The sequence below is a fragment of the Halomonas sp. KAO genome (assembly GCF_015595025.1).
Taxonomy (GTDB): domain Bacteria; phylum Pseudomonadota; class Gammaproteobacteria; order Pseudomonadales; family Halomonadaceae; genus Halomonas.
Genome location: NZ_JADNRL010000026.1, coordinates 231,037 through 249,006, shown reverse-complemented (window position 1 = coordinate 249,006; position 17,970 = coordinate 231,037). Strand labels below are relative to the sequence as shown.

Here is a 17,970-nt window from a genome sequence, read left to right as displayed (position 1 = left end):
TTGCGTCGGTCGCCAACGGGCTTCGGGCCGGGCGTGACCGACGGTCCTGGAGCCCCTCCTGCCCTTCCTCTCGGAAACGACGCACCCACTTATAGACTGTTCTCACACTGACGCCTTGAGCTTGCGCAACATCTCTGGGCCGTAACCCTTCATCGATGACGCGAGCGGCCAGCAGGGCTCGACCATGCGGAGTGAGACGGGCATTCTTATGGGTGTTCATCCGGGCCTCCTGGAGCGGTTGGTTGGTTCGCATCTCCAGTCTTCCGGGTTGGTTCCGGATGAACAACCTATAGAGAGATCACAGCTAGAGCGCCCAGCGGCGCAGCAGGTTGTGGTAGACCCCGGTCAGTTGAATGCTGGTCGCGTGGTCGGCCCCGAGCTGTTGATGGGTCTGCTGGATGGCCGTGTCCAGGTCGAACAGCAGGCTGCGCTGGCCCTCGTCGCGGACCATGCTCTGAATCCAGAAGAAGGCGCCGAGGCGCGCGCCACGGGTCACCGGGGTGACCCGATGCAGGCTGGAGGCGGGATAGAGGATCAGATCCCCCGCCGGCAGCTTGACGCTGTGCGCACCATAGGTGTCCTCGACGACCAGCTCGCCGCCGTCGTAGCTCTCCGGCTCGCTGAAGAACAGCGTGGCCGACAGATCGGTGCGCAGGTACTCGCCGCGCCGGCGATCCATGCGCATGGCGTTGTCCACATGCAGTCCGAACGACTGCCCGCCCTGATAGCAGTTGAACAGCGGCGGAAATATCCTGGCCGGCAGGGCGCCGGCGACAAACAGCGGATGGCGCTCCAGCGCCGCCAGCACCACCCTGCTCAGCCGCTGGGCCACTTCGGCCTCCTCCGGCAGCTGCAGGTTGTGCTTGGCCAGTGCCGACTGGAAGCCGGCGGTGGACTTGCCGTCCTGCCAGGGCGCCTGGAGGAGCAGCTCGCGGCACTCGGCGACCTGCGTCTTATCGAGCACCTCGGGAATATGCAGCATCATGGGTCACGACCCTCTTGAATGAAGCATGCCCGACCCCTGAGCGGGGTCGGGCGAGGAAAGACAGCTGTCGTCACTGCCGGTCGATCAGAAGCACTGGGTCAGAAGCGATAGTCGAGGGTCAGGATGCCCGCGCGACCGTCGCCGATCTCCACTGCCGAGCTGCGCGATGCGGTGCCGGGGCGCGGACGCACGCGCTCGACATACTCCTCGTCGAACAGGTTGTTGACGTTGAACTGGGCGCTGAGGTTGTCGGTTACCCGATAGGCCAGCATGGCGTTATGCAGCCAGTAGCTGTCCACGGTGCCGGCCACGTCGGAGGCGACCTGTCGCTCGCCCACGTAGCGGGCGCCATAGCCCAGCTGGAGGTCCGGGGCGATATCGTAGGTCGTCCACAGGTTGAAGCTGTGATCCGGCGTGTTGCCCAGGGAGTGACCGACGGGGTCACGGCCGTTGGTCTGAGGCTCGGCGATCGACTTGCGTGTCTCGCTGTCGAGATAGGTGTAGTTGGCATAGACGCCCCAGGCATCGGTGAGCTGGCCGGTGATCCCCAGCTCGACCCCCTGTACCCGCTGCTCGCCGGCCAGCCGGAGGTCGTCGTTGGCATCCTGCTCACGCACGTTGTCCTTGTCGACCCGGAACAGCGCACCCTCCAGGCCCAGCCGACCCTCCATGAACTCCCACTTGGTACCCAGTTCCCAGGTCGAGCTCTCCTCGGGCGACAGGTTCTCGCCACCATTGCCCCGGGGCAGGCCGCCCGAGGTGGCCAGGTTTTCCGCGGAGGGAGCAAAGGAGGTGCCGTAGGCCAGGTAGACGCGGCCGTTGTCTGCTGGCTTGTAGACCACCCCGGCGCGCCCGCTGAGCTCCTTGTCGCGGGTGGATTGACGCTCGCTGCTCTCCTTGTCGATCGCCTCGCCGTCGATCCAGTCGTGGCGCAGGCCCAGGCTCAGGTCCCACTGCGGGTCCAGGGTGATGGTATCGAACACATAGAGCGCCTGATTATTCAGTGTGGCCTCGTTGGCGCCACGCGGCGTATAGGTGGTGTCGCCATCCCAGCGGCCCGGCGGGTTGGAGAGGTCATAGCCACCGTCGGGGTAGGGGTGCGCATCGCTACCCAACCCCAGATTGGAGGCCGTGCGGTCGTAGGTCTCGCGGGACACCTCGGCGCCCACCAGCAGCTCATGCTCGAAGCCCGCGGTGTCGAAGCGGGTGGTCAGGTGGGTCTGGTTGATCCACATCTCCGTGGTCACGTCCCGTCGGTAGGCCTGGGGGCCTGCCGGCTTGTAACGTCCCGGCGCCAGGCCGTCGCGATCGACGTGCGCCGCCGAAATGGTGGTATCGCGGTCGAGGTGGGTGTAGCGCGTCTTGTTCTCCAGCCAGGTCCTGTCGCTGAAGTCGTGCTCCAGGGTGAGTGTGGCGATATTGCTCTCGATCCTCTCCTCATCGAGGTTGCGCCAGCCGTAGTAGGCCTCGTGGTCGACGCCGGACAGCACCCTGCCGTTCTCCGCCGGCAGGCCGTAGTCCGGCAGGTTGTCATCCTTCTGGTAGACATAGCTCAGGGTCGCACGGGTGGCATCGCTCAGCCCCAGGGTCAGCGAGGGTGCGATGCCAAGGCGCTCGCGACCGATATCATCGCGGCCCGGCACGTCATTTTCATGGGCCATCAGGTTCAGGCGCAGGGCACTGTCTTGCCCCACGCCATCCAGCGTCTGGTTGGCATCGAGGGTCAGGCGGCGGTAGTCGTCGCTGCCAAGTCCCAGGCCGGCATCCACGAAGCTGCGGTTCTTGGGGGTCTTGCTGATCATATTGACCACCCCGCCGGCGGTGCCCGCGCCGCCGAATACCGAACTCGGGCCCTTGATCACCTCGACGCGCTCGGTGTTGAACATGTCGCTGCGGTTGTTCTGGCTGCTGTCGCGCAGGCCATCCACCTTCATGTTGGCGTTGGCGCTGAAGCCACGGATGTTGATCTTGTCACCCGAGCCGCCGCCGCCCTCGCCGGCGTCGAAGGTGATGCCCGACACGTTGGAGAGCACCTGGCGCAGGCTCAGCGCCTGCTGCTCATCGATCACCTGCTCGGGCACCACACTGACCGTCTGGGGGGTATCCAGCAGCGGCTTGACGTACTTGCCGGATGCCGAACGCTCGCTCTTGTAGCCGGTATCGCTGTACTCGCCGATCACCGTCAGCGAGTCGAGCTCTACCGCCTCACTGGACTGGGCCATGGAGGGGGCGGCGGCCGACGCCATGGCGAGACCCGCCGCCGAGGCCAGAAGACGGTAGGGGGAGCGTTGGACGGAGGTGATGCCAGGTTTCACTGCACAGTTCCTTGTCAGGGGAGATGGTGGAAGAGAACTATTATCAGAAGGAGATACATTCTCATTTGCACCAACGGCACAGTCAATCACTTTTTTTCCATATTCCCGGTTGGATAGTTGGATAGTTGGGTAGTGGCGCAGTTGGGCAGTTGGGCAGTTGCGCAGTTGGACAGCCGGGTGGCCACTCAGTAGCCGGTCATCTCCAGATAGCCCACTCCCAGCCGCTCGCCGCCATCATGATCGCGGGCGATCACCTCGCCCTCCCAGTAGGGCACGGTGGTCTCCATCCAGCGCTCGGCATGGGGCGCCTCCACGATCAGGTCGAGGTCGCGCTCGGGCACCTTCAAACGCCAGCGGGTTGGCATCTCGCGGCCCGCCACGCGGGTGGTGGCCAGCGGGGTCATCGCCAGCTCCTGCGAACCCAGCGGATGGGTGGTGCCATCCGCCAGGATCCAGCTGCCGGAGCGGTAGTCACCGCCGTCGTCTCCGCCGCCACGCAACCGGAAGGCCATCAGGCGGTTGCCGCTGTCGAGATGCAGCGAGAACCAGTCCCAACCCGTCTGGTCGGGGCTCAGCAGCTGGCTGCTCCATTCGCGGTCGAGCCAGCCCCGACCGCTGGCCTCGCGTGTCTCGCCGGCCAGGGTCACCTCGCCCTCGATACGCCAGAAGGGTTGGCTGTAGTAGTGGGAGCCCTGACCGTCGGCCGACTTCTGGCTGAAGCCGCTGTCGCCATGCCGCACCAGGGGTCCCTCCGCCGTCAGCTCGAGACGATAGCCGAAGCGCTTGTCGCCTTCGCCGTCGAAGGCGGTGAGCCTCAGCCGCTCGAAGGTGTCGGCCTCGGGGTCGCTGACGTCGCTGGCCAGTGCCCAGTCGTCGATCCAGGCCCGGAAGGGGTGGGCGGTCGCGCCGGCCTGGCTGGCGGCCTGCTGGGGAGGGGCCGCCGAGTGGCTGCGCGCGAAGCGCTCGCTGACGGCGTGCTGTCCACCCCGGGAGACGGCCATATGCGCCATCCAGAGCTGGTCGGCCACCCAGGGGGCCGGCTCGGGGGGCGTCTCCCCGGGTGGTGCTCCAGGTGGCAGCAGCGCCTGGCGGAACAGGGTCCACTGCAGCCCCAGCGGTTCGCCCTGCTCATCCTCCAGGTTGGCGGTGAGATACCACCACTCGATGCGGTAGCCGGGGTGCGCACCGTGATCCGCGGGAAAGTGCAGTGGCGTGTCGGGGCTGGCCTGCATGAAACCGCCATCGCTCTCACCCAGTCCGGCGAAGCCGGCGCTCGAGCGCTCGGGTGGGGCGTCGTCGCACCCGGTCATGGCCAGAAGGGCCCCCAGCAGTGATCCCAGCAACAATACCGGCCGCCAAGACCGCCAGATAGCACGAACCGGCATGCGAATCGCTCCTCGAGGTAGATGCCCCCTACAGTAGCGCCGTCGCCTGCCGGTGGGAACGGCCCGGCGGCTCGCTGTAAGCGAGGGGTGCCTCGTAGCCCGGAAGCGGCACAACGCCCGGCTAGTCAGCGGGCCTGGGCCGGGAGATGACCCGGTCATGATAGCGGTGGCAGCTTGCGCAGCTGTTGAAGTCGAGACCCAGGTGGTAGTCGTGTTCGGTGATGATGCCGGCATGGCATAGCGTGCATTGATCGGCGGGCAGCGCGCTGGCGAAGCCGTCACCGGCGCGAACATGCCCGTTATGGCAGTCCAGGCAGCCATCCGGTCGGGTGTGCCAGGGGGAGTCACCGCGGCCAACGACGGAGAGGTACTCTGGCGAGTGGGCTCGCTGCTCGCCGAGCACTTCCTCGTGGCAGCCCTGGCAGCCGATGCTCAGCGTGGCCTGACTGCTGTTGATGTCGAGATGGCAGTCGGCGCACTCGAGGCCGGCATGCCCACGGGAGAGCGGTGCCGGGCTGGCCGCGTGCTGCCATTGACCCAGCATCAGCAGGGCGGCGCCGGCCAGCAGGGCCAGCAACAGGCCGATAAACAGAAGGCGTTGGCTGGAGATCATTGTCGGTATGCGCCCTCAATATTGATAGATGAACACCAGATGCAGCAGGGTCGCCGCTAGCAGGAGCAACGTGGCGACCCGATGGCCCAGACGCAGCAGGAGCCGCCGCCGGTGCAGCATCGCCAGGGCACCGCTCAGCATGACCAGCAGCATCAGCGCGACGAGTCCGGCATTCAGGCCGGCGCCGCTGGAAAGGCCGCCCAGGGCGTGCAGGGGCATCAGCAGCAGGGCGCTGCCGCCCAGCAGGCCATGCCACCAGTAGCGGCGGGGGCCGCCGCGGATCACCAGCGTCAGCAGGATGGCGAGAAGCAGCAGGTAGCCGCTGAGCTCCCGGACGATGGCATCGGTCATCAGGCGGTAGGCCATGAAGACATGCGCCGGGAGCACGCTGTCGGGAACCGACCAGACCGGCAGCGCCCCCAGCACGCCGACGAGGAGCAGTGTCGCCACGGCCAGCGACCAGCGCATCAGGCGGCTGCGCCACGGGCGTCGGCCGGCCAGGCTGGCGATCTCATCGAGGCAGTTGCCGCAGTAGTTGCCTGCCCGGGTGGCCCGGCGGATCATCGCCGGCTCGCCACCGTGCTCGGCGATGGCCGCCCGAATGGCCGAGTGGCGAACACCGGCGCAGCGACAGATCAGGGGATCGGAGGGGCGGCGCGGTGGCAGCCAGGCCAGCCAGCGCAGTCCCACCATGTCCGTTCGGCTGAGTGCCCCACGGTCCGACCAGCGCTCGGTGAGCCGCCTGGCCTGAAGGGAGGGCAGCAGTGCCTCGAAGGCAACGAGGCGCTGCTGATGTAGCGTCGCGTGCAGTACGCGGCCTCCGCGTCGAGCCGTGAGCGTCTCCCCCTTGGTGGGTGTAGCGCTTGAGGACGAGACCGATGGCGGGTGGGTCCCGGCCACGACCAGCCGGGTGTCGTTTCCCAGCCGGCACTCCCGATGCAGCCCTTCCGGGGGCGCCGGTGGCGGCTCGCCACCGACCGTGGCGAGGGCCAGATCGGCGAGGTGAAGGACCAGGGTGATATTGCCCCGCATCGATGGCCAGGGCGGCTGGGCACAGTCGCCCACGGCGAAGATCCTGGGGTCACTGGGGCTACGCATGTCGGCATTGACCAGGGTGCCCGCGTCGGTGGCGAGCCCCGCCTCCCGGGCCAGTCGCGTATTGGGGGTGATGCCGCAGGCCAGCACGATGCGTCGTGTCATCAGGGTCCGGCCGTCTGCCAGCGCCACGCCGGTCACCCTGTGACGGCCCAGCAGGCGGTGCGGCGGCGCCTGCTCCAGCACCCGGGCACCGCGTTTCTCGAGATGCCGAACGACGCTGGCGCCGATGTCGGGGCTTAGGTAGCGTCCCAGTAGCCGGCGGCGGGCGACCAGGGTGACGCTGACGCGCTCTGCCGCCAGGGCGGCGAGCTCGACGGCCAGCAGGCCGCCGCCCACGATCAGCAGAGGTTCCCGATGATCCAGGGCGTCGAGCAGGGTGTCGAGCTGGCGGCGGGTATAGAGGGTCTGCACTCCGGCGAGCCGGCTTCCGAGGAGCGTGGGCCAGCGGGGCGAGGCGCCCAGGGCGAGGAACAGGCGAGAGTAATCATGGGCCTGGCCGGTCTCGTCGATGACACGGTGGTTATTCCGGTCGATCCTTACCGCCCGGCGTCCGGAAAGCAGACGGAGCCCTGCTGTCGGCGGCAAGGGGCCGGGGTTCGTGGGCGTGTCCGGAGACACGCGAGCGGAGTGGGAGGGGTCGAAGGGTAGATGGGCAAGCAGTTGCGGACGCGCCTCGGTGGCCTGGGGGCTATCGGGGTCGGCGTCCAGCACCAGCACCTCCTCGTGCCGGGCCAGCCGGCGCGCCAGGTGCATGCCGGCAGGCCCGGCGCCGATGACTATCGGCGTTGCCACGCGTGAGCTCTCCGTTGTCGGCCTGGGCAAGGGCCGCCCCTTGCGGCGCTGCCGCTAGGGGCGATCCTTGAGGCCATCATGAATGGCAATGTCCTTGGCCCGCATGCGGTCGAGCAGCACATCGCGGGTCTCCTCGACCTTGCCGAGCGGCTGGGCACGCAGTGCCGCCACCTCCTCGGCGGTGTAGGGCGTGAACTCCTCGGGTTTGCTGGTGCCGGCGATGCCGTCGGTGATGATCCAGTTGATCAACTCGGCCAGCTGGTCGTCGGCGAAGCTCGAGTAGGCCGAGCCGGGCACCTGGACGAGAAACTCCCGCCCGCCCTCGACCGACAGGAAGTGGCCGACGAAGTCCTTCATGCGGGGGATGTCGTTCTTGCGCTTGCCTTCGCCATCGTCCAGGTGGCAGCCGCCACATTCGAGCCGGTAGTAGACCTCGGGACGGTAGGCCATCTGGTGTGGTGGGGCCGGTCGTATCTCGTTGCCCGGTGCCGGCTTGGTGTTGGGCATGGGCAGGCTTTGTGCGGCCAGCGAGCTGGCCGCGATCAAGCTGAATAGTCCCACCAGCGTTCTGGCGCCGTTGGAAATACGTAGCGTCATCATGGCAATCAGGTGGCTACCCCTTGAATGACCGTGATGGTGCAGACATAGGTGTTGCTCTCCGCACCGATGCACCAGTTGATGTCGTTGTTGTTGAACGGCCGGTAGATCGGCTGCTCGCTGTCGTTACGGTTACAGGCACACTTGCCGCACGGCTGGTTTCCACAGCAGTCGTTGTAGGAAATGATGTAGTCGCGACCGTCCGCCGGGTTGCGGCAGGTGCCCACCCAGGCCACCCGGGAAATATCGGTGCCCGGGGGGCAGGAGGTCTTGCTGCCACCACAGCAGCTGCACAGGTAGCCGTCGATGGAGCAGTAGCGCCAGTAGTCGCACGAGGTGGGATCGCCTGGGTCGCCGGGTTCGCCCTTCTCGGCCGCATGGGCGTTGCCGGCGCTGCGGTCGATGGGCAGGATCAGCGGCAGGGCGCTACCGGCCACCATCCAGGAGCCCAGCTTGAACAGGGTGTTGCGGCGGGAGGTGGAGTGGGCCACACGGCGTGAGGTGCGTTCGAAGAGGCGGTCGAGTAGGCTCATGTGAGCGGTCCTCCTGTTGTTGTGCTTGTTGTTGTGTTCGTTGTTGTGCCTGTTATTGAGTCGCCGCGGTCTGCTGGCGCATGTATTCCTGCAGCGTGCCGACGCCCATCGTCTGGGCCTCGAACAGGCTCTCCAGATGCTCGCGGTTGTTGACGAGTCCCTTGGCCTTGAGCACGCCCTCGGCATCGATCAGCACGGCATAGGGCAGCTTGCCGATCTGATAGGTCATGCCGATCTCCGGCCCGATGACATAGCGGGCATCCTCGAGGTGGTGCTGCTTGATCAGCTCCATCTGCTGTTCTTGATCACCGTCACTGACGTAGATCACCTCGAGCTCCTGGCGATAGGTCTTGCCCAGCGAGCGCAGCGTCGGCAGCAGCGACTTGCACACCGGACAGGTGGGCGACAGGAAGAACAGCAGCTGGCCGCGCTCGCCCTTGTAGCCGACGTTGACCGGCCTGCCGTGCCGGTCGGCGGAGGTCACCTGTGGGGCGGGGTTGTTCACCTCGACACCCTTGTCCAGGATCAGGGCGCCGGCGGGGGCGATGCGGGCGTGAAGCACGCCGATTTGTCGTACCAGAGCCACCACCACCAGGGCCAGGGCGATGAGGCCGATCCAGAGCAGGATGTGCGAGATCATGTTGGCATCCATAGCGTTATTTTCCTTGTAGTGCATTGAGACGTGGCCGATTGGCCAGGAGACCCTCAACCGAGGTGTAGATCATCAATCCCATCAGGCTGCAGGCCAGGATCAGGAACAGATCGAAGCCGCCTAGGGGATGCGGGTGGGTGGGCAGGGCGGCCAGCAGTGCTATCAGCACCAGCAGGCCATTGCGCCACAGCAGGGCCGAGCTCAGCGGGCGTTCCATCCCCGGGCCACTGCAGCCACAGTCGATGTCGCTGCGCCCGCGCCACAGGTTGATGGCCATCGCACCGGCATAGCCGCCCAGCAGCAGCGCCGTACCGAGGGCGCCGACCACGCGCAGGGCAGGGGTCAGCAGCAGGATGGCCAGGGCGATTTCCAGCGCCGGCACCATGCGGGCAACGATTCTCAGGCTGTCTGGGGGCAGCAGCGCGTAGTCATCCAGCTGTCGTCGAAAGCGCTGGGGGGCCCGCAGCTTGTGCATCGCGGCGCTCAGCAGGATGACGGCCAGGATGGCCGAGAGCGCCAGGGTAAAAACGGGATAGAGTGTCATGCCGTCCCCCTTAGTGGCTCAGCATCAGGATGGGGGTGCCGGCGATCTCTTCCATGGTGGCCACATGGCTATCCTGGGAGAGGTCGTAGACCTCCATGTCACCCTCTACCGTGCCGCCGAGCAGCAGCGGCGACTCATCCTTGGTGACATGAATGCTCCAGACGTGATTGGGAAGCGTGATCTCGCCGACCTTCTCGCCACTCTCCAGGTCGTAGGCCCAGACAGTATCGCTGGGGTCTTCCCATTTGCGTGGCTCATGGTCAGGGTGCACCAGCGCATAGAGGCGGTTCAGGTGAGGGGAGGCGGCCAGTAGTTGCCAGCCACCGACACCCCAGTTTTCCTGCTGGTGATCTTCACCGAACAGCGACCAGCGCTCGCCGGCCTGAAGCTCGCCATCGACGATATGCACTGGCTGGATCACGCCATCGGTGGTGGTGAAGTAGTAGGTGTCCCCGTTGAGAATGGCCCGTTCGTTCATCAGCTCTTTGTCGGGGTCGAAGAACCGTGTCTTGCTACGACTGACCTCCTGCCCCTGGTCGTCGATCACCACCTTCTGCAGGGTGCCGTCGCCGCAGATGGAGGCGAAGGCGCGATCGCCCACCGGGTAGTTGAGCATGCAGCCCGGAATCTCGATCTCATTGACCATCTCCTGGTTCTTCACATCGACGACGGTGATCGAGGTCGCCGGCGTGAAGTTGTAGGCGTAGACGAAGCGGTCGTCATCGCTGATGGTCAGCATATACAGCTCGGTCAACATGTTGGCGAGCTTGGCGGGGAGTTCGACTTCCCACAGAGGGTTCAGTGTTTGTGCGTCCGTGGCAGTCAGGACATCGGTGCGCTCGCCGCGGGTGCCGCGAGCGTAGAAGATATCGGCCGTATATATCGTGCTTTTATCGTGAGACAGCACCATGGGAGCCATATAACCCGTCGATATGGTGCCGAGAAGTTTCTGCTCGTCGGGATCGACGACGCGAATGCGGGTGGAGAGCGCATGGGTGAAGTTGTTGTCGACGATATAGGTGCGGTGTTGATCCGGTTCGTCGAGGGTCTCGATCGAATAGCTTTCTCTCGCCAGCTGGGCCCAGGCGGTCGATATGAGCAGGGAGCTTAGCGACACGGCCAGCCCCGTGCGATAGAGGGACTTCTTGAGCATCCTGTCTTCCTTTCTTGTTGAATTATTAAGCGAACAACTGCCGGTCAATATTTCTGCCGTATCGAGATGACGGTCGCCGGCATGACTCAATTGAAGGCATATGCTGTTCCGGCCTTTTTTTATATTAGTTTTATTGCCTTGCAGCCTCTGGTATAGCAAAGGGCATCACTCCGCACCGTTGCAGCAGGGAATGATATTGTTGCCATGGGGCAATAATGTGGAGAAGGGCAGCAGCAGTGACGTTGCGTCATCTACCACTGCCCCGAGTCGAGGGGTTGGACCTAGGTGGCATGGTGATTCCGTGATTTTCTACTAGCGCCGAGGGCAGGCCAGCACTCTCGCGGAGAGCAGCACCGCTCAGACTGTTCCGGAGACAGACCCTGTCGCCTTTCACATTACCCTGTTGGCAACTGCGCTAACCCGAAGGGCGGGCCCGCATCGGGGCGCCTGAGTGCCCGGGGCGAGCGTCACTCAAGAGGCCTGCTCCTCGGCCAGCAGCGCCCGGGGTGGCGTGCGCCACAGGCGCAGTGCCGGCAGCGTCGCGGCGAGCAGCGCCACCACCACGGCGGTGGCCAGGGTCAGGGCGATCTCTCCAGGAAAGAGATGCAGCGGCAGCCGCCAGCCGAAGGCGGCCACGTTGATCACCGCCACCAGGCCCCAGGTGATGGCGATGCCCAGCGGCATGGCAACCAGGCCCACCGCCAGTGCCGCGCCACCCAGCTGGGCGAGCTGGACGCGCAGCAGCCGGCCCCTCGGCACGCCCAGGGCCCACATCGGCGCCAGCCGCCGGCGTCGCTCGCGGGCCTGGGCGAGCAGGCTGGCCAGCAGCGCCAGGGCGGCCACCGCCAGGGTCAGGGTGTTGAGGGCGCGGGTGATGGTGAAGGTGCGCTCGAAGATGTCGGTGGCGATGCGCTTGACCTCGGCCTGGTCGCGCAGGGCATCACGGCCCAGGGCGAACTCGCGGCCCAGCGCCGCGGCGAGGGCCTCGGCATCGGCGCCGCGGGTCAGCACGATGCCGATGGAGTCCGCTGGGGCGGCGAAACGCCTGCCCAGCTCGTCGGTGGCCATCAGCACCTCGCCCCGCGGGTTGCCGTAGTCGGGATAGATCGCCGCCACCTGAAGGATCTCCCGGCCGCCGGATGAGGCCAGGGTCAGGCGATCCCCGGGGGCGAGCCCCTCGGCGATGGCCAGCTGCTCGTTGATAAAGGCGGCCCCGTCTCGCAGCGACGCCCAGGCCGCCGTCACATCCTGGTGGGTCTCCAGCAGCGGCCAGGTCGGGGTCAGGCTTTTCCCCGGAGTCAGGCCGAATAGCGAGACCGGCACCTCCAGGGGGCGCTCCCCCGAATCGCCGCTCACCGCCAGCAGGGTGCTCTCGCCGTGGCGGGTGGCCAGGCGCTCCTCCACTTCCGGGCGCTCGCCCAACCAGGCGTGCACCGCCACGAAGCGTTCCGCCGGTGGGTCCAGGTAGAGGTCGGCCACCAGCCGCTGATCGAGCCACTCCAGGAAGGTCAGGCGGAAGCCGCCGACCATGCTGTTGACCCCCAGGCTTGCCGAGAGCGCGATCAGCAGCGCCATCAGCGACAGCGACAGCCGCGGTAGCTGCAGCTGCAGATCGGCGAGCGCCCACTGGGCCAGCGGGCGCCGGCGGGCCAGGCGCGCAAGCCCCGCCAGGGCCGCGGCCAGCAGCGGCGGCAGCCATAGCGCCCCCAGCAGCAGCATGGCGGCCATCAGGGCAAACCCCGCCGCTAGCCCCTCGCCGGCGGGCTGTCGCGACAGCCAGGTCCATAGCCCCAGGCCGCTCAGCGCGACGACTCCGCCGGCCAGGGTCATGCGCCACAGCTGGCGCTGGTAGCCGGTGCGCCATGCCTGGGCGCGGCCGAGGTCGAGCACCGACAGGCGGGCGGCTCGCCACAGTACTCCGGTGCCGGCCAGCAGCAGGCCCCCCAGGGTGACCGCCAGGCCGCCGAACCAGTAGTGCCAGGGCAGGCGCAGCTCCACACCCACCCCGGCACCGTAGAGGCTGCCCAGGGTGGCGGCCACGTCGGGCAGCAGCGCCCGGGCCAGCCACACCCCGCCGGCGATGCCGGCCAGGGCACCGATAACGCCGAACAGCAGCAGCTCCAGGGCCAGGCCGGCCACCAGGGCGCGACCCGACACTCCCAGGGCGCGCAGGGTGCGCAGCATCTCCAGGCGCTGCTCCAGGGCCAGGCCCAGGGCCGCCTGGACGATAAACAGGCCGACGATCAGCGCCAGCAGGGCCAGGGCGGTGAGGTTGAGGTGGAAGCTCTGGGTCAGCTGGCCCGGCGAGACCAGGCGGGTCGAACGGGTCAGGGTGAGGCCTGCCGGGGCCACCTCCAGCGCCCCCGGGGCGCTGACCAGTCGGCTCAGGGTCGCGCCGCTCTCGAGCAGCTTGGCCGCCGCGGCGATATCCATCACCAGCGTGTGGGGTGGCAGCGAGGGGGCCAGGGAGAGCGGCGGCAGTCGCCCCGCCCCCAGGGCAGGCGTCGCGCCTGGTGCGTCATCGAGTGCCAGGCCCAGGGCCGGCAGGGTGTCCGGGGCGATGCGCGTCTGCCAGGGTGGCGTCAGAAAGTCGGTCAGATCACCGGTGTTGTTGGCGGTGGCGAAGACGCTGTCGCCGGGCAGGGTCAGGGGGTCGATGCCGATCAGCGTCAGTCGGGTGCCGTCGGGTGCGGTGAGCTCGCCCTCCAGCAGTGGGGAGACCGGCAGGCCCTGGCGGCGCAGGGCGAGGTAGTCGTCACGGGTCAGGGGGGCGCCATCGAGTCGCTCCAGGCGGTCGAGGCGGGTGGTGAACAGCGCCTCGGCCCGGGCATAGCTCTCCTTGGCCGAGGCGTTGATCGCCTGCACGCCGCTCCACAGGGCGCTGGCCACCCACAGGCCTAGCAGCAGCATGGCCAGCTGGCCGGGGTGGCGGCGGTAGTGGGAGAGCAGGGTGGCGAGTAGCGTGGCAAGCGGGGTGGCCATCACGATATGGACTCCTGCGCGGCCTGTTGCGGCGAGGCCAGCCGGGCGTGCGAGAGCACCAGGCGACGATCCAGAGGGGCGGCGACTCTCGGGCTGTGGGTCACCATCAGCAGCGCACAGCCGGTGTCGCGGACCAGCTCCAGCAGCAGCGCCAGGATAGCGTCGGCGCTGCCCTCATCCAGATTGCCGGTGGGCTCGTCGGCGAGCAGCAGAGAGGGGCGTGGCGCCAGGGCGCGGCCGATGGCCAGGCGCTGCTGCTGGCCGCCGGAGAGCTGCTCGGGATAGCGCCCCTCCAGCCCGGCCAGCCCCAGCCGCTCGATCAGCTCCCTCGACCAGGCACTCTTCTCCACGCCGGCCAGGCGCGCCTGCAGGTGCAGGTTGTCGATCACGCTGAGGCTGGGCACCAGGTGGAACTGCTGGAAGACCAGCCCCAGCCTCTCGCGGCGCAGCCTGGCGCGCTCGGGCTCGCCGAGGGTGGAGACCGCTCGGCCCGCGAGGCGCACCTCGCCGCTATCCGGCAGGTCGAGGCCCGCGGCCAGATGCAGCAGGGTGGACTTTCCGCTGCCCGACTCGCCCATCAGCGCCAGGCTCTGGCCCGCCTCCAGCGTCAGGTCGACGCCACGCAGCACCTCGAGGGGCCCCTGAGGGGTGGTATAGGCCTTGTAGACCTGGTGAAACTCGAGCATGGCGGCCTCCCAGACGCTGGAGTGAGCGGATGCAGTCCAGCCTGGAATGGTGGCACAGAACTCGTGTCAGCCCCAGACGACGGTGGGAGGAGTGTGACCGACGCCATGATCGGGTATAACCGAAGCACTCATGGGCCGGATGGCAAGAGGGAGACGAAGAGCATGACGGTGACGGTGTCACGGCATTTCGTTGGTGAGCTATTCCAGGGTGTGCCGGGCATGGCGGCCGAGCGAGCCAGCCTGCTGCGGCGCGCCGGCATATCGCCGCGGCTGCTGGAGTCGTCACATGGCCGGGTGACCGTCGGGCAGTTTGCCACCCTCTATCGACTGTTGGTCAACGAGTGTGACGACGAGACCCCGGGCTTCTTCTCGCGGCCGCTGCGAGGCGGCACCCTCAAGCTGCTCTGCCTGAGTCTGCTGGAGGCGCCCACCCTCAAGGTGGCCCTGCACCGCTATCGGCTGTTCTTCCATATCCTGCTTGATGATTTTGGCTACGAGATCAGTCATGCCGATGACCTGGTGCGGATCGGCCTGGTGGAACATCGCCCGCCGACGGGCAGCCGAATCCTGGTGCATGAGCTGATGCTCAAGCTCTGGCATGGCATCGCCTCCTGGATGATCGCCCGCAAGATTCCGCCGATCACCCTGGAGTGCGCCTACCCCCAGCCCGCGCATAGCGCCGACTACCGCTACTTCTATCCCGGCCGGCTACTCTTCGATCGCCCCCAGACCGCGATCTACTTCGATCGGGCGGTGCTCGACGAGCCGATCCGCCAGACCAAGCGTCACCTGGGTGCCTTTCTGCAGCGCGCCCCGGCGGACTGGTTCTATGTCTCCTTCGAGGAGCGGCTGCTCTCCCACCGGGTGCGCGAGCACCTGACTCGCCAAGATGCCTATGCCGCCGGGGTGGCCGAGGTAGCCGAGGCGCTGCATATGTCGGTGCGAACCCTGTCGCGCCACCTGGCCGCGGAGGGCACGCGCTTTCAGGCGGTGAAGGACGAGTGCCGACGCGATGTCGCCGTGCAGGCTCTGACTCGCAGCGACCAGCCTCTCGCGAGTATCGCTCAGCGGCTCGGCTTCGAGGACCAGGCCTGCTTCAGCCGCGCCTTTCGTAGCTGGACCGGTGATACGCCCGCCGCCTACCGGCGGGCGGCATTGGCCCATGCCTGCTGACGACGTTGCTGTCGAACTTGTCGTCGGACACACCGGCAACGGCCACTTCGTCGCTCTCAGGACGCAGCCCAATGACCTGGCTGGGTCCGGTCATGCACCACCCTGAAGCAGCTCATGAATCAGCAGCGCTCTATCAACAGCGCGATGCCCTGGCCGCCACCGATGCAGAGCGTGATCAGGCCGTAGCGGCCATCGATACGTTCCAGCTCGGCCAGCGCCTTGATCACCAGGATGGCGCCGGTGGCGCCGACGGGGTGGCCCAGCCCCACGGCACCGCCATTGGGGTTGAGCTTGTCGGCGGGAAACTCCAGCGCATCGGCGACGGCGATGGCCTGGGCGGCGAAGGCCTCGTTGGATTCGATGACATCGATATCGTTGATGGAGAGGCCGGCCTGCTCCAGGCAGCGGCGTACCGCGGGAATCGGCCCCAGTCCCATCAGGAGTGGCTCGACTCCGGCGCTGGTGCCCACGCGCATCCGCGCTCGGGGCCTCAGACCCTGGCGTTCCGCCTCGTCGGCATGGGCCAGCACCAGGCTTGCCGCACCATCGTTGAGGCCCGAGGCGTTGCCGGCGGTGACCAGGCCCTCCTTCTGAAAGGCAGGCCTGAGGCGGGCGAGCTCCTCCAGGGTGACACCGTCGCGCACATGCTCGTCACGCTCGAAGACGCGCTCCTGCTTCCCCTCACGCACGGTGACCGGCACGATCTGCTCGGTAAAGCGCCCCTCGGCGATGGCTCGGGCCGCCTTGTGGTGACTCTGCATGGCAAACCGGTCGACCGTCTCCCGGCTCAGCCCGCAGCGGCTGGCGATGTTCTCGGCGGTAACGCCCATATGGCCACTGCCGAAGGGGTCGCTGAGAATGCCCAGGGTCAGGTCGGTCACCCCGGCGTGGCCCATGCGCAAGCCGCTGCGCGCCTGGGGTGGCAGCAGATAGGCCCCACGGCTCATGGACTCGGCACCGCCCGCCAGGGCGAAGCGGCTATCGCCCAGGGCGATCTGCTGGGCGGCCGACAGCAGCGCCTGCACCCCGGAGCCACATAGGCGATTGACGTTGAAGGCGCCGGCGGCATCGGGAACGCCGGCATCCCGTGCGATATGGCGTGCCAGGTAGGCGTCCTCGGGGCCGGTGGTGATGATATGGCCGTAGACGGCGTGATCGATCGCCTCGGCCTCGACCCCGGCGCGCTTCAACGCCTCCCGAGCGGTGATGGTGCCGAGCTCATGGGGGGCCAGCCCCGCGAGGCTGCCGCCAAAGCCGCCGATGGCGGTGCGGGCGCCGTCCAGGATAACAACGGAATCGAGATGCATAAGGGATCCTCCAGGTTCAGGCCTTGCCCAGCAGCGAGCGGGCGACGACTTCTTTCATGATTTCCGAGGTGCCGGCGTAGATGGTCTGCACTCGGGCATCCAGATAGAAGCGTGAGATGGGGTATTCGCGGGTATAGCCATAGCCACCGAACAGCTGCAGGCAGGTATTGGCGGTGGCGCACTGCATTTCGGTGAGGCGCAGCTTGAGGATGGCAGCCTCGGTAGGGCCCATGGTGCCCTGGCGATACTGGGCCATGCACTTCTCGAGATAGGCACGGCCCATGTCGATATCCGCCCGCACCTCGGCGAGGGTGAAGCGGGTATTCTGGAAATCGCCCACCCGCTGGCCGAAGGCGCGGCGCTCCTTCACGTACTCGAGGGTCAGCTCCAGTGCGCCCTGCATGGCGCCCAGTGCCTGGGCACCGACGCCGAGGCGCTCCCGGGGCAACTCCTGCATCAGGTAGGCAAAGCCGGCGCCTTCCTCGCCGAGCAGGGCATCCTCGGGCAGCTCGATGCCGTCGAAGAACAGCTCGGCGGTGTCGCTGGCGTGCTGGCCGATCTTCTTGATCGGCTGACCACGGGTGAAGCCGGGCAGCGAGGTGTCGACCAGGAACAGCGAGACGCCCTTGGCGCCGGCATCGGGATCGGTCTTGGCACAGACGATCACCAGATCGGCCACCTGGCCGTTGGTGATGAAGATCTTGCTGCCCTCCAGGCGCCAGCCCGCTGGGGTACGCCGGGCCCGGGTCTTGATGGCCGCCAGGTCACTGCCGGCCCCGGGCTCGGTCATGGCGATGGCGCCAATCGCCTCGCCACTGGCCATGGAGGGGAGCCAGCGCTGCTGCTGCGCCGGGGTGGCGATATGCAGCAGGTAGGGCATGACGATATTGGCGTGGATGTTGTAGGCGCTGGCCAGCCCGCCGAAGCCGTGCCGCGAGATCTCCTCGATGACCAGCTGGGTAATGGCGACGTCGGCGCCGGCTCCACCCAGGGCTTCCGGCATGTCGATACCCAACAGCCCCGCCTCACCCATCTGGCGCCAGAGTGCGCGAGGCATCTCGCCGGCTTCCTCCCAGGCCTCATAGTGGGGAGTGACCTCCTGTTCGAGGAAACGGCAGATCATGTCGTGAAACAGCGGGGTCATCTCGTCCTGTG

Annotated in this window: 16 protein-coding genes; 1 reads left to right on the top strand and 15 read right to left on the bottom strand. The window is 67.2% G+C overall.

Annotated features, from left to right (window positions below; genetic code table 11):
- The 13 genes from IOC61_RS14950 to IOC61_RS14890 form a co-directional block, all read right to left on the bottom strand.
- The coding region (locus IOC61_RS14950) for a leucine zipper domain-containing protein (RefSeq protein WP_195689716.1) at window positions 1–220 on the bottom strand (220 nt) is incomplete at its 3' end.
- A gap of 84 nt (window positions 221–304) precedes the next feature.
- Window positions 305–985 (bottom strand): Fe2+-dependent dioxygenase, encoded by a 681-nt coding sequence (locus IOC61_RS14945; RefSeq protein WP_195689528.1) that lies wholly within the window; start codon window positions 983–985, stop codon window positions 305–307.
- Window positions 986–1,083: 98 nt separating this feature from the next.
- Window positions 1,084–3,300 (bottom strand): TonB-dependent siderophore receptor, encoded by a 2,217-nt coding sequence (locus IOC61_RS14940; protein WP_324254725.1) that lies wholly within the window; start codon window positions 3,298–3,300, stop codon window positions 1,084–1,086.
- 185 nt (window positions 3,301–3,485) lie between these two features.
- Window positions 3,486–4,685, bottom strand: coding sequence for a lipocalin-like domain-containing protein (locus IOC61_RS14935; protein ID WP_195689527.1), 1,200 nt, complete (start codon window positions 4,683–4,685; stop codon window positions 3,486–3,488).
- 121 nt (window positions 4,686–4,806) lie between these two features.
- Window positions 4,807–5,298: a cytochrome c3 family protein gene (locus IOC61_RS14930; protein WP_195689526.1), complete on the bottom strand. Its 492-nt coding sequence runs from the start codon at window positions 5,296–5,298 to the stop codon at window positions 4,807–4,809.
- Window positions 5,299–5,313: 15 nt separating this feature from the next.
- On the bottom strand, window positions 5,314–7,188 hold the full coding sequence (locus IOC61_RS14925; RefSeq protein ID WP_195689525.1) for an FAD-dependent oxidoreductase: 1,875 nt from the start codon (window positions 7,186–7,188) through the stop codon (window positions 5,314–5,316).
- 54 nt (window positions 7,189–7,242) lie between these two features.
- The gene (locus IOC61_RS14920; protein WP_229333162.1) at window positions 7,243–7,788 is read right to left on the bottom strand and encodes a cytochrome C; all 546 of its coding nucleotides are present in this window, start codon (window positions 7,786–7,788) and stop codon (window positions 7,243–7,245) included.
- A 5-nt stretch (window positions 7,789–7,793) separates the two neighbouring features.
- Window positions 7,794–8,318: a methylamine dehydrogenase light chain gene (locus tag IOC61_RS14915; protein WP_161422942.1), complete on the bottom strand. Its 525-nt coding sequence runs from the start codon at window positions 8,316–8,318 to the stop codon at window positions 7,794–7,796.
- 52 nt (window positions 8,319–8,370) lie between these two features.
- Window positions 8,371–8,958 carry a methylamine dehydrogenase accessory protein MauD gene (mauD, locus tag IOC61_RS14910; RefSeq protein ID WP_229333161.1) on the bottom strand — a complete coding sequence of 196 codons (588 nt, stop codon included), beginning with the start codon at window positions 8,956–8,958 and terminating at the stop codon, window positions 8,371–8,373.
- Window positions 8,959–8,974: 16 nt separating this feature from the next.
- On the bottom strand, window positions 8,975–9,514 hold the full coding sequence (locus tag IOC61_RS14905) for a MauE/DoxX family redox-associated membrane protein (protein ID WP_195689523.1): 540 nt from the start codon (window positions 9,512–9,514) through the stop codon (window positions 8,975–8,977).
- A 10-nt stretch (window positions 9,515–9,524) separates the two neighbouring features.
- Window positions 9,525–10,667, bottom strand: coding sequence for an amine dehydrogenase large subunit (locus IOC61_RS14900; protein WP_195689522.1), 1,143 nt, complete (start codon window positions 10,665–10,667; stop codon window positions 9,525–9,527).
- 471 nt (window positions 10,668–11,138) lie between these two features.
- On the bottom strand, window positions 11,139–13,649 hold the full coding sequence (locus IOC61_RS14895; protein WP_195689713.1) for an FtsX-like permease family protein: 2,511 nt from the start codon (window positions 13,647–13,649) through the stop codon (window positions 11,139–11,141).
- Entirely contained in the window at window positions 13,649–14,335 is a 687-nt protein-coding gene (locus IOC61_RS14890) for an ABC transporter ATP-binding protein (protein WP_195689521.1), read from the bottom strand. Before IOC61_RS14890 ends, IOC61_RS14895 begins: the two co-directional genes overlap by 1 nt.
- Window positions 14,336–14,497: 162 nt before the next feature.
- Here IOC61_RS14890 and IOC61_RS14885 point away from each other — a divergent pair, with 162 nt between their 5' ends.
- Entirely contained in the window at window positions 14,498–15,508 is a 1,011-nt protein-coding gene (locus IOC61_RS14885) for an AraC family transcriptional regulator (RefSeq protein ID WP_195689520.1), read from the top strand.
- A 119-nt stretch (window positions 15,509–15,627) separates the two neighbouring features.
- Here the strand turns inward: IOC61_RS14885 and bktB are convergent, their stop codons facing one another.
- Window positions 15,628–16,815, bottom strand: coding sequence for a beta-ketothiolase BktB (gene bktB, locus IOC61_RS14880; protein ID WP_195689519.1), 1,188 nt, complete (start codon window positions 16,813–16,815; stop codon window positions 15,628–15,630).
- Window positions 16,816–16,831: 16 nt separating this feature from the next.
- Window positions 16,832–17,959 (bottom strand): acyl-CoA dehydrogenase family protein, encoded by a 1,128-nt coding sequence (locus IOC61_RS14875; protein ID WP_195689712.1) that lies wholly within the window; start codon window positions 17,957–17,959, stop codon window positions 16,832–16,834.
- Between the last annotated feature and the right edge of the window lie 11 nt (window positions 17,960–17,970).

Excerpts from the sequence above, each read along its gene's own strand:
- IOC61_RS14895 (WP_195689713.1), bottom strand. The coding sequence starts at position 13,649 with ATGGCCACCCCGCTTGCCACGCTACTCGCCACCCTGCTCTCCCACTAC.
- IOC61_RS14915 (WP_161422942.1), bottom strand. The coding sequence starts at position 8,318 with ATGAGCCTACTCGACCGCCTCTTCGAACGCACCTCACGCCGTGTGGCC.
- IOC61_RS14920 (WP_229333162.1), bottom strand. The coding sequence starts at position 7,788 with ATGATGACGCTACGTATTTCCAACGGCGCCAGAACGCTGGTGGGACTA.
- IOC61_RS14905 (WP_195689523.1), bottom strand. The coding sequence starts at position 9,514 with ATGACACTCTATCCCGTTTTTACCCTGGCGCTCTCGGCCATCCTGGCC.
- mauD (WP_229333161.1), bottom strand. The coding sequence starts at position 8,958 with ATGATCTCGCACATCCTGCTCTGGATCGGCCTCATCGCCCTGGCCCTG.
- IOC61_RS14935 (WP_195689527.1), bottom strand. The coding sequence starts at position 4,685 with ATGCCGGTTCGTGCTATCTGGCGGTCTTGGCGGCCGGTATTGTTGCTG.
- IOC61_RS14885 (WP_195689520.1), top strand. The coding sequence starts at position 14,498 with ATGACGGTGACGGTGTCACGGCATTTCGTTGGTGAGCTATTCCAGGGT.
- IOC61_RS14890 (WP_195689521.1), bottom strand. The coding sequence starts at position 14,335 with ATGCTCGAGTTTCACCAGGTCTACAAGGCCTATACCACCCCTCAGGGG.
- IOC61_RS14900 (WP_195689522.1), bottom strand. The coding sequence starts at position 10,667 with ATGCTCAAGAAGTCCCTCTATCGCACGGGGCTGGCCGTGTCGCTAAGC.
- IOC61_RS14930 (WP_195689526.1), bottom strand. The coding sequence starts at position 5,298 with ATGATCTCCAGCCAACGCCTTCTGTTTATCGGCCTGTTGCTGGCCCTG.
- IOC61_RS14945 (WP_195689528.1), bottom strand. The coding sequence starts at position 985 with ATGATGCTGCATATTCCCGAGGTGCTCGATAAGACGCAGGTCGCCGAG.
- bktB (WP_195689519.1), bottom strand. The coding sequence starts at position 16,815 with ATGCATCTCGATTCCGTTGTTATCCTGGACGGCGCCCGCACCGCCATC.
- IOC61_RS14875 (WP_195689712.1), bottom strand. The coding sequence starts at position 17,959 with ATGACCCCGCTGTTTCACGACATGATCTGCCGTTTCCTCGAACAGGAG.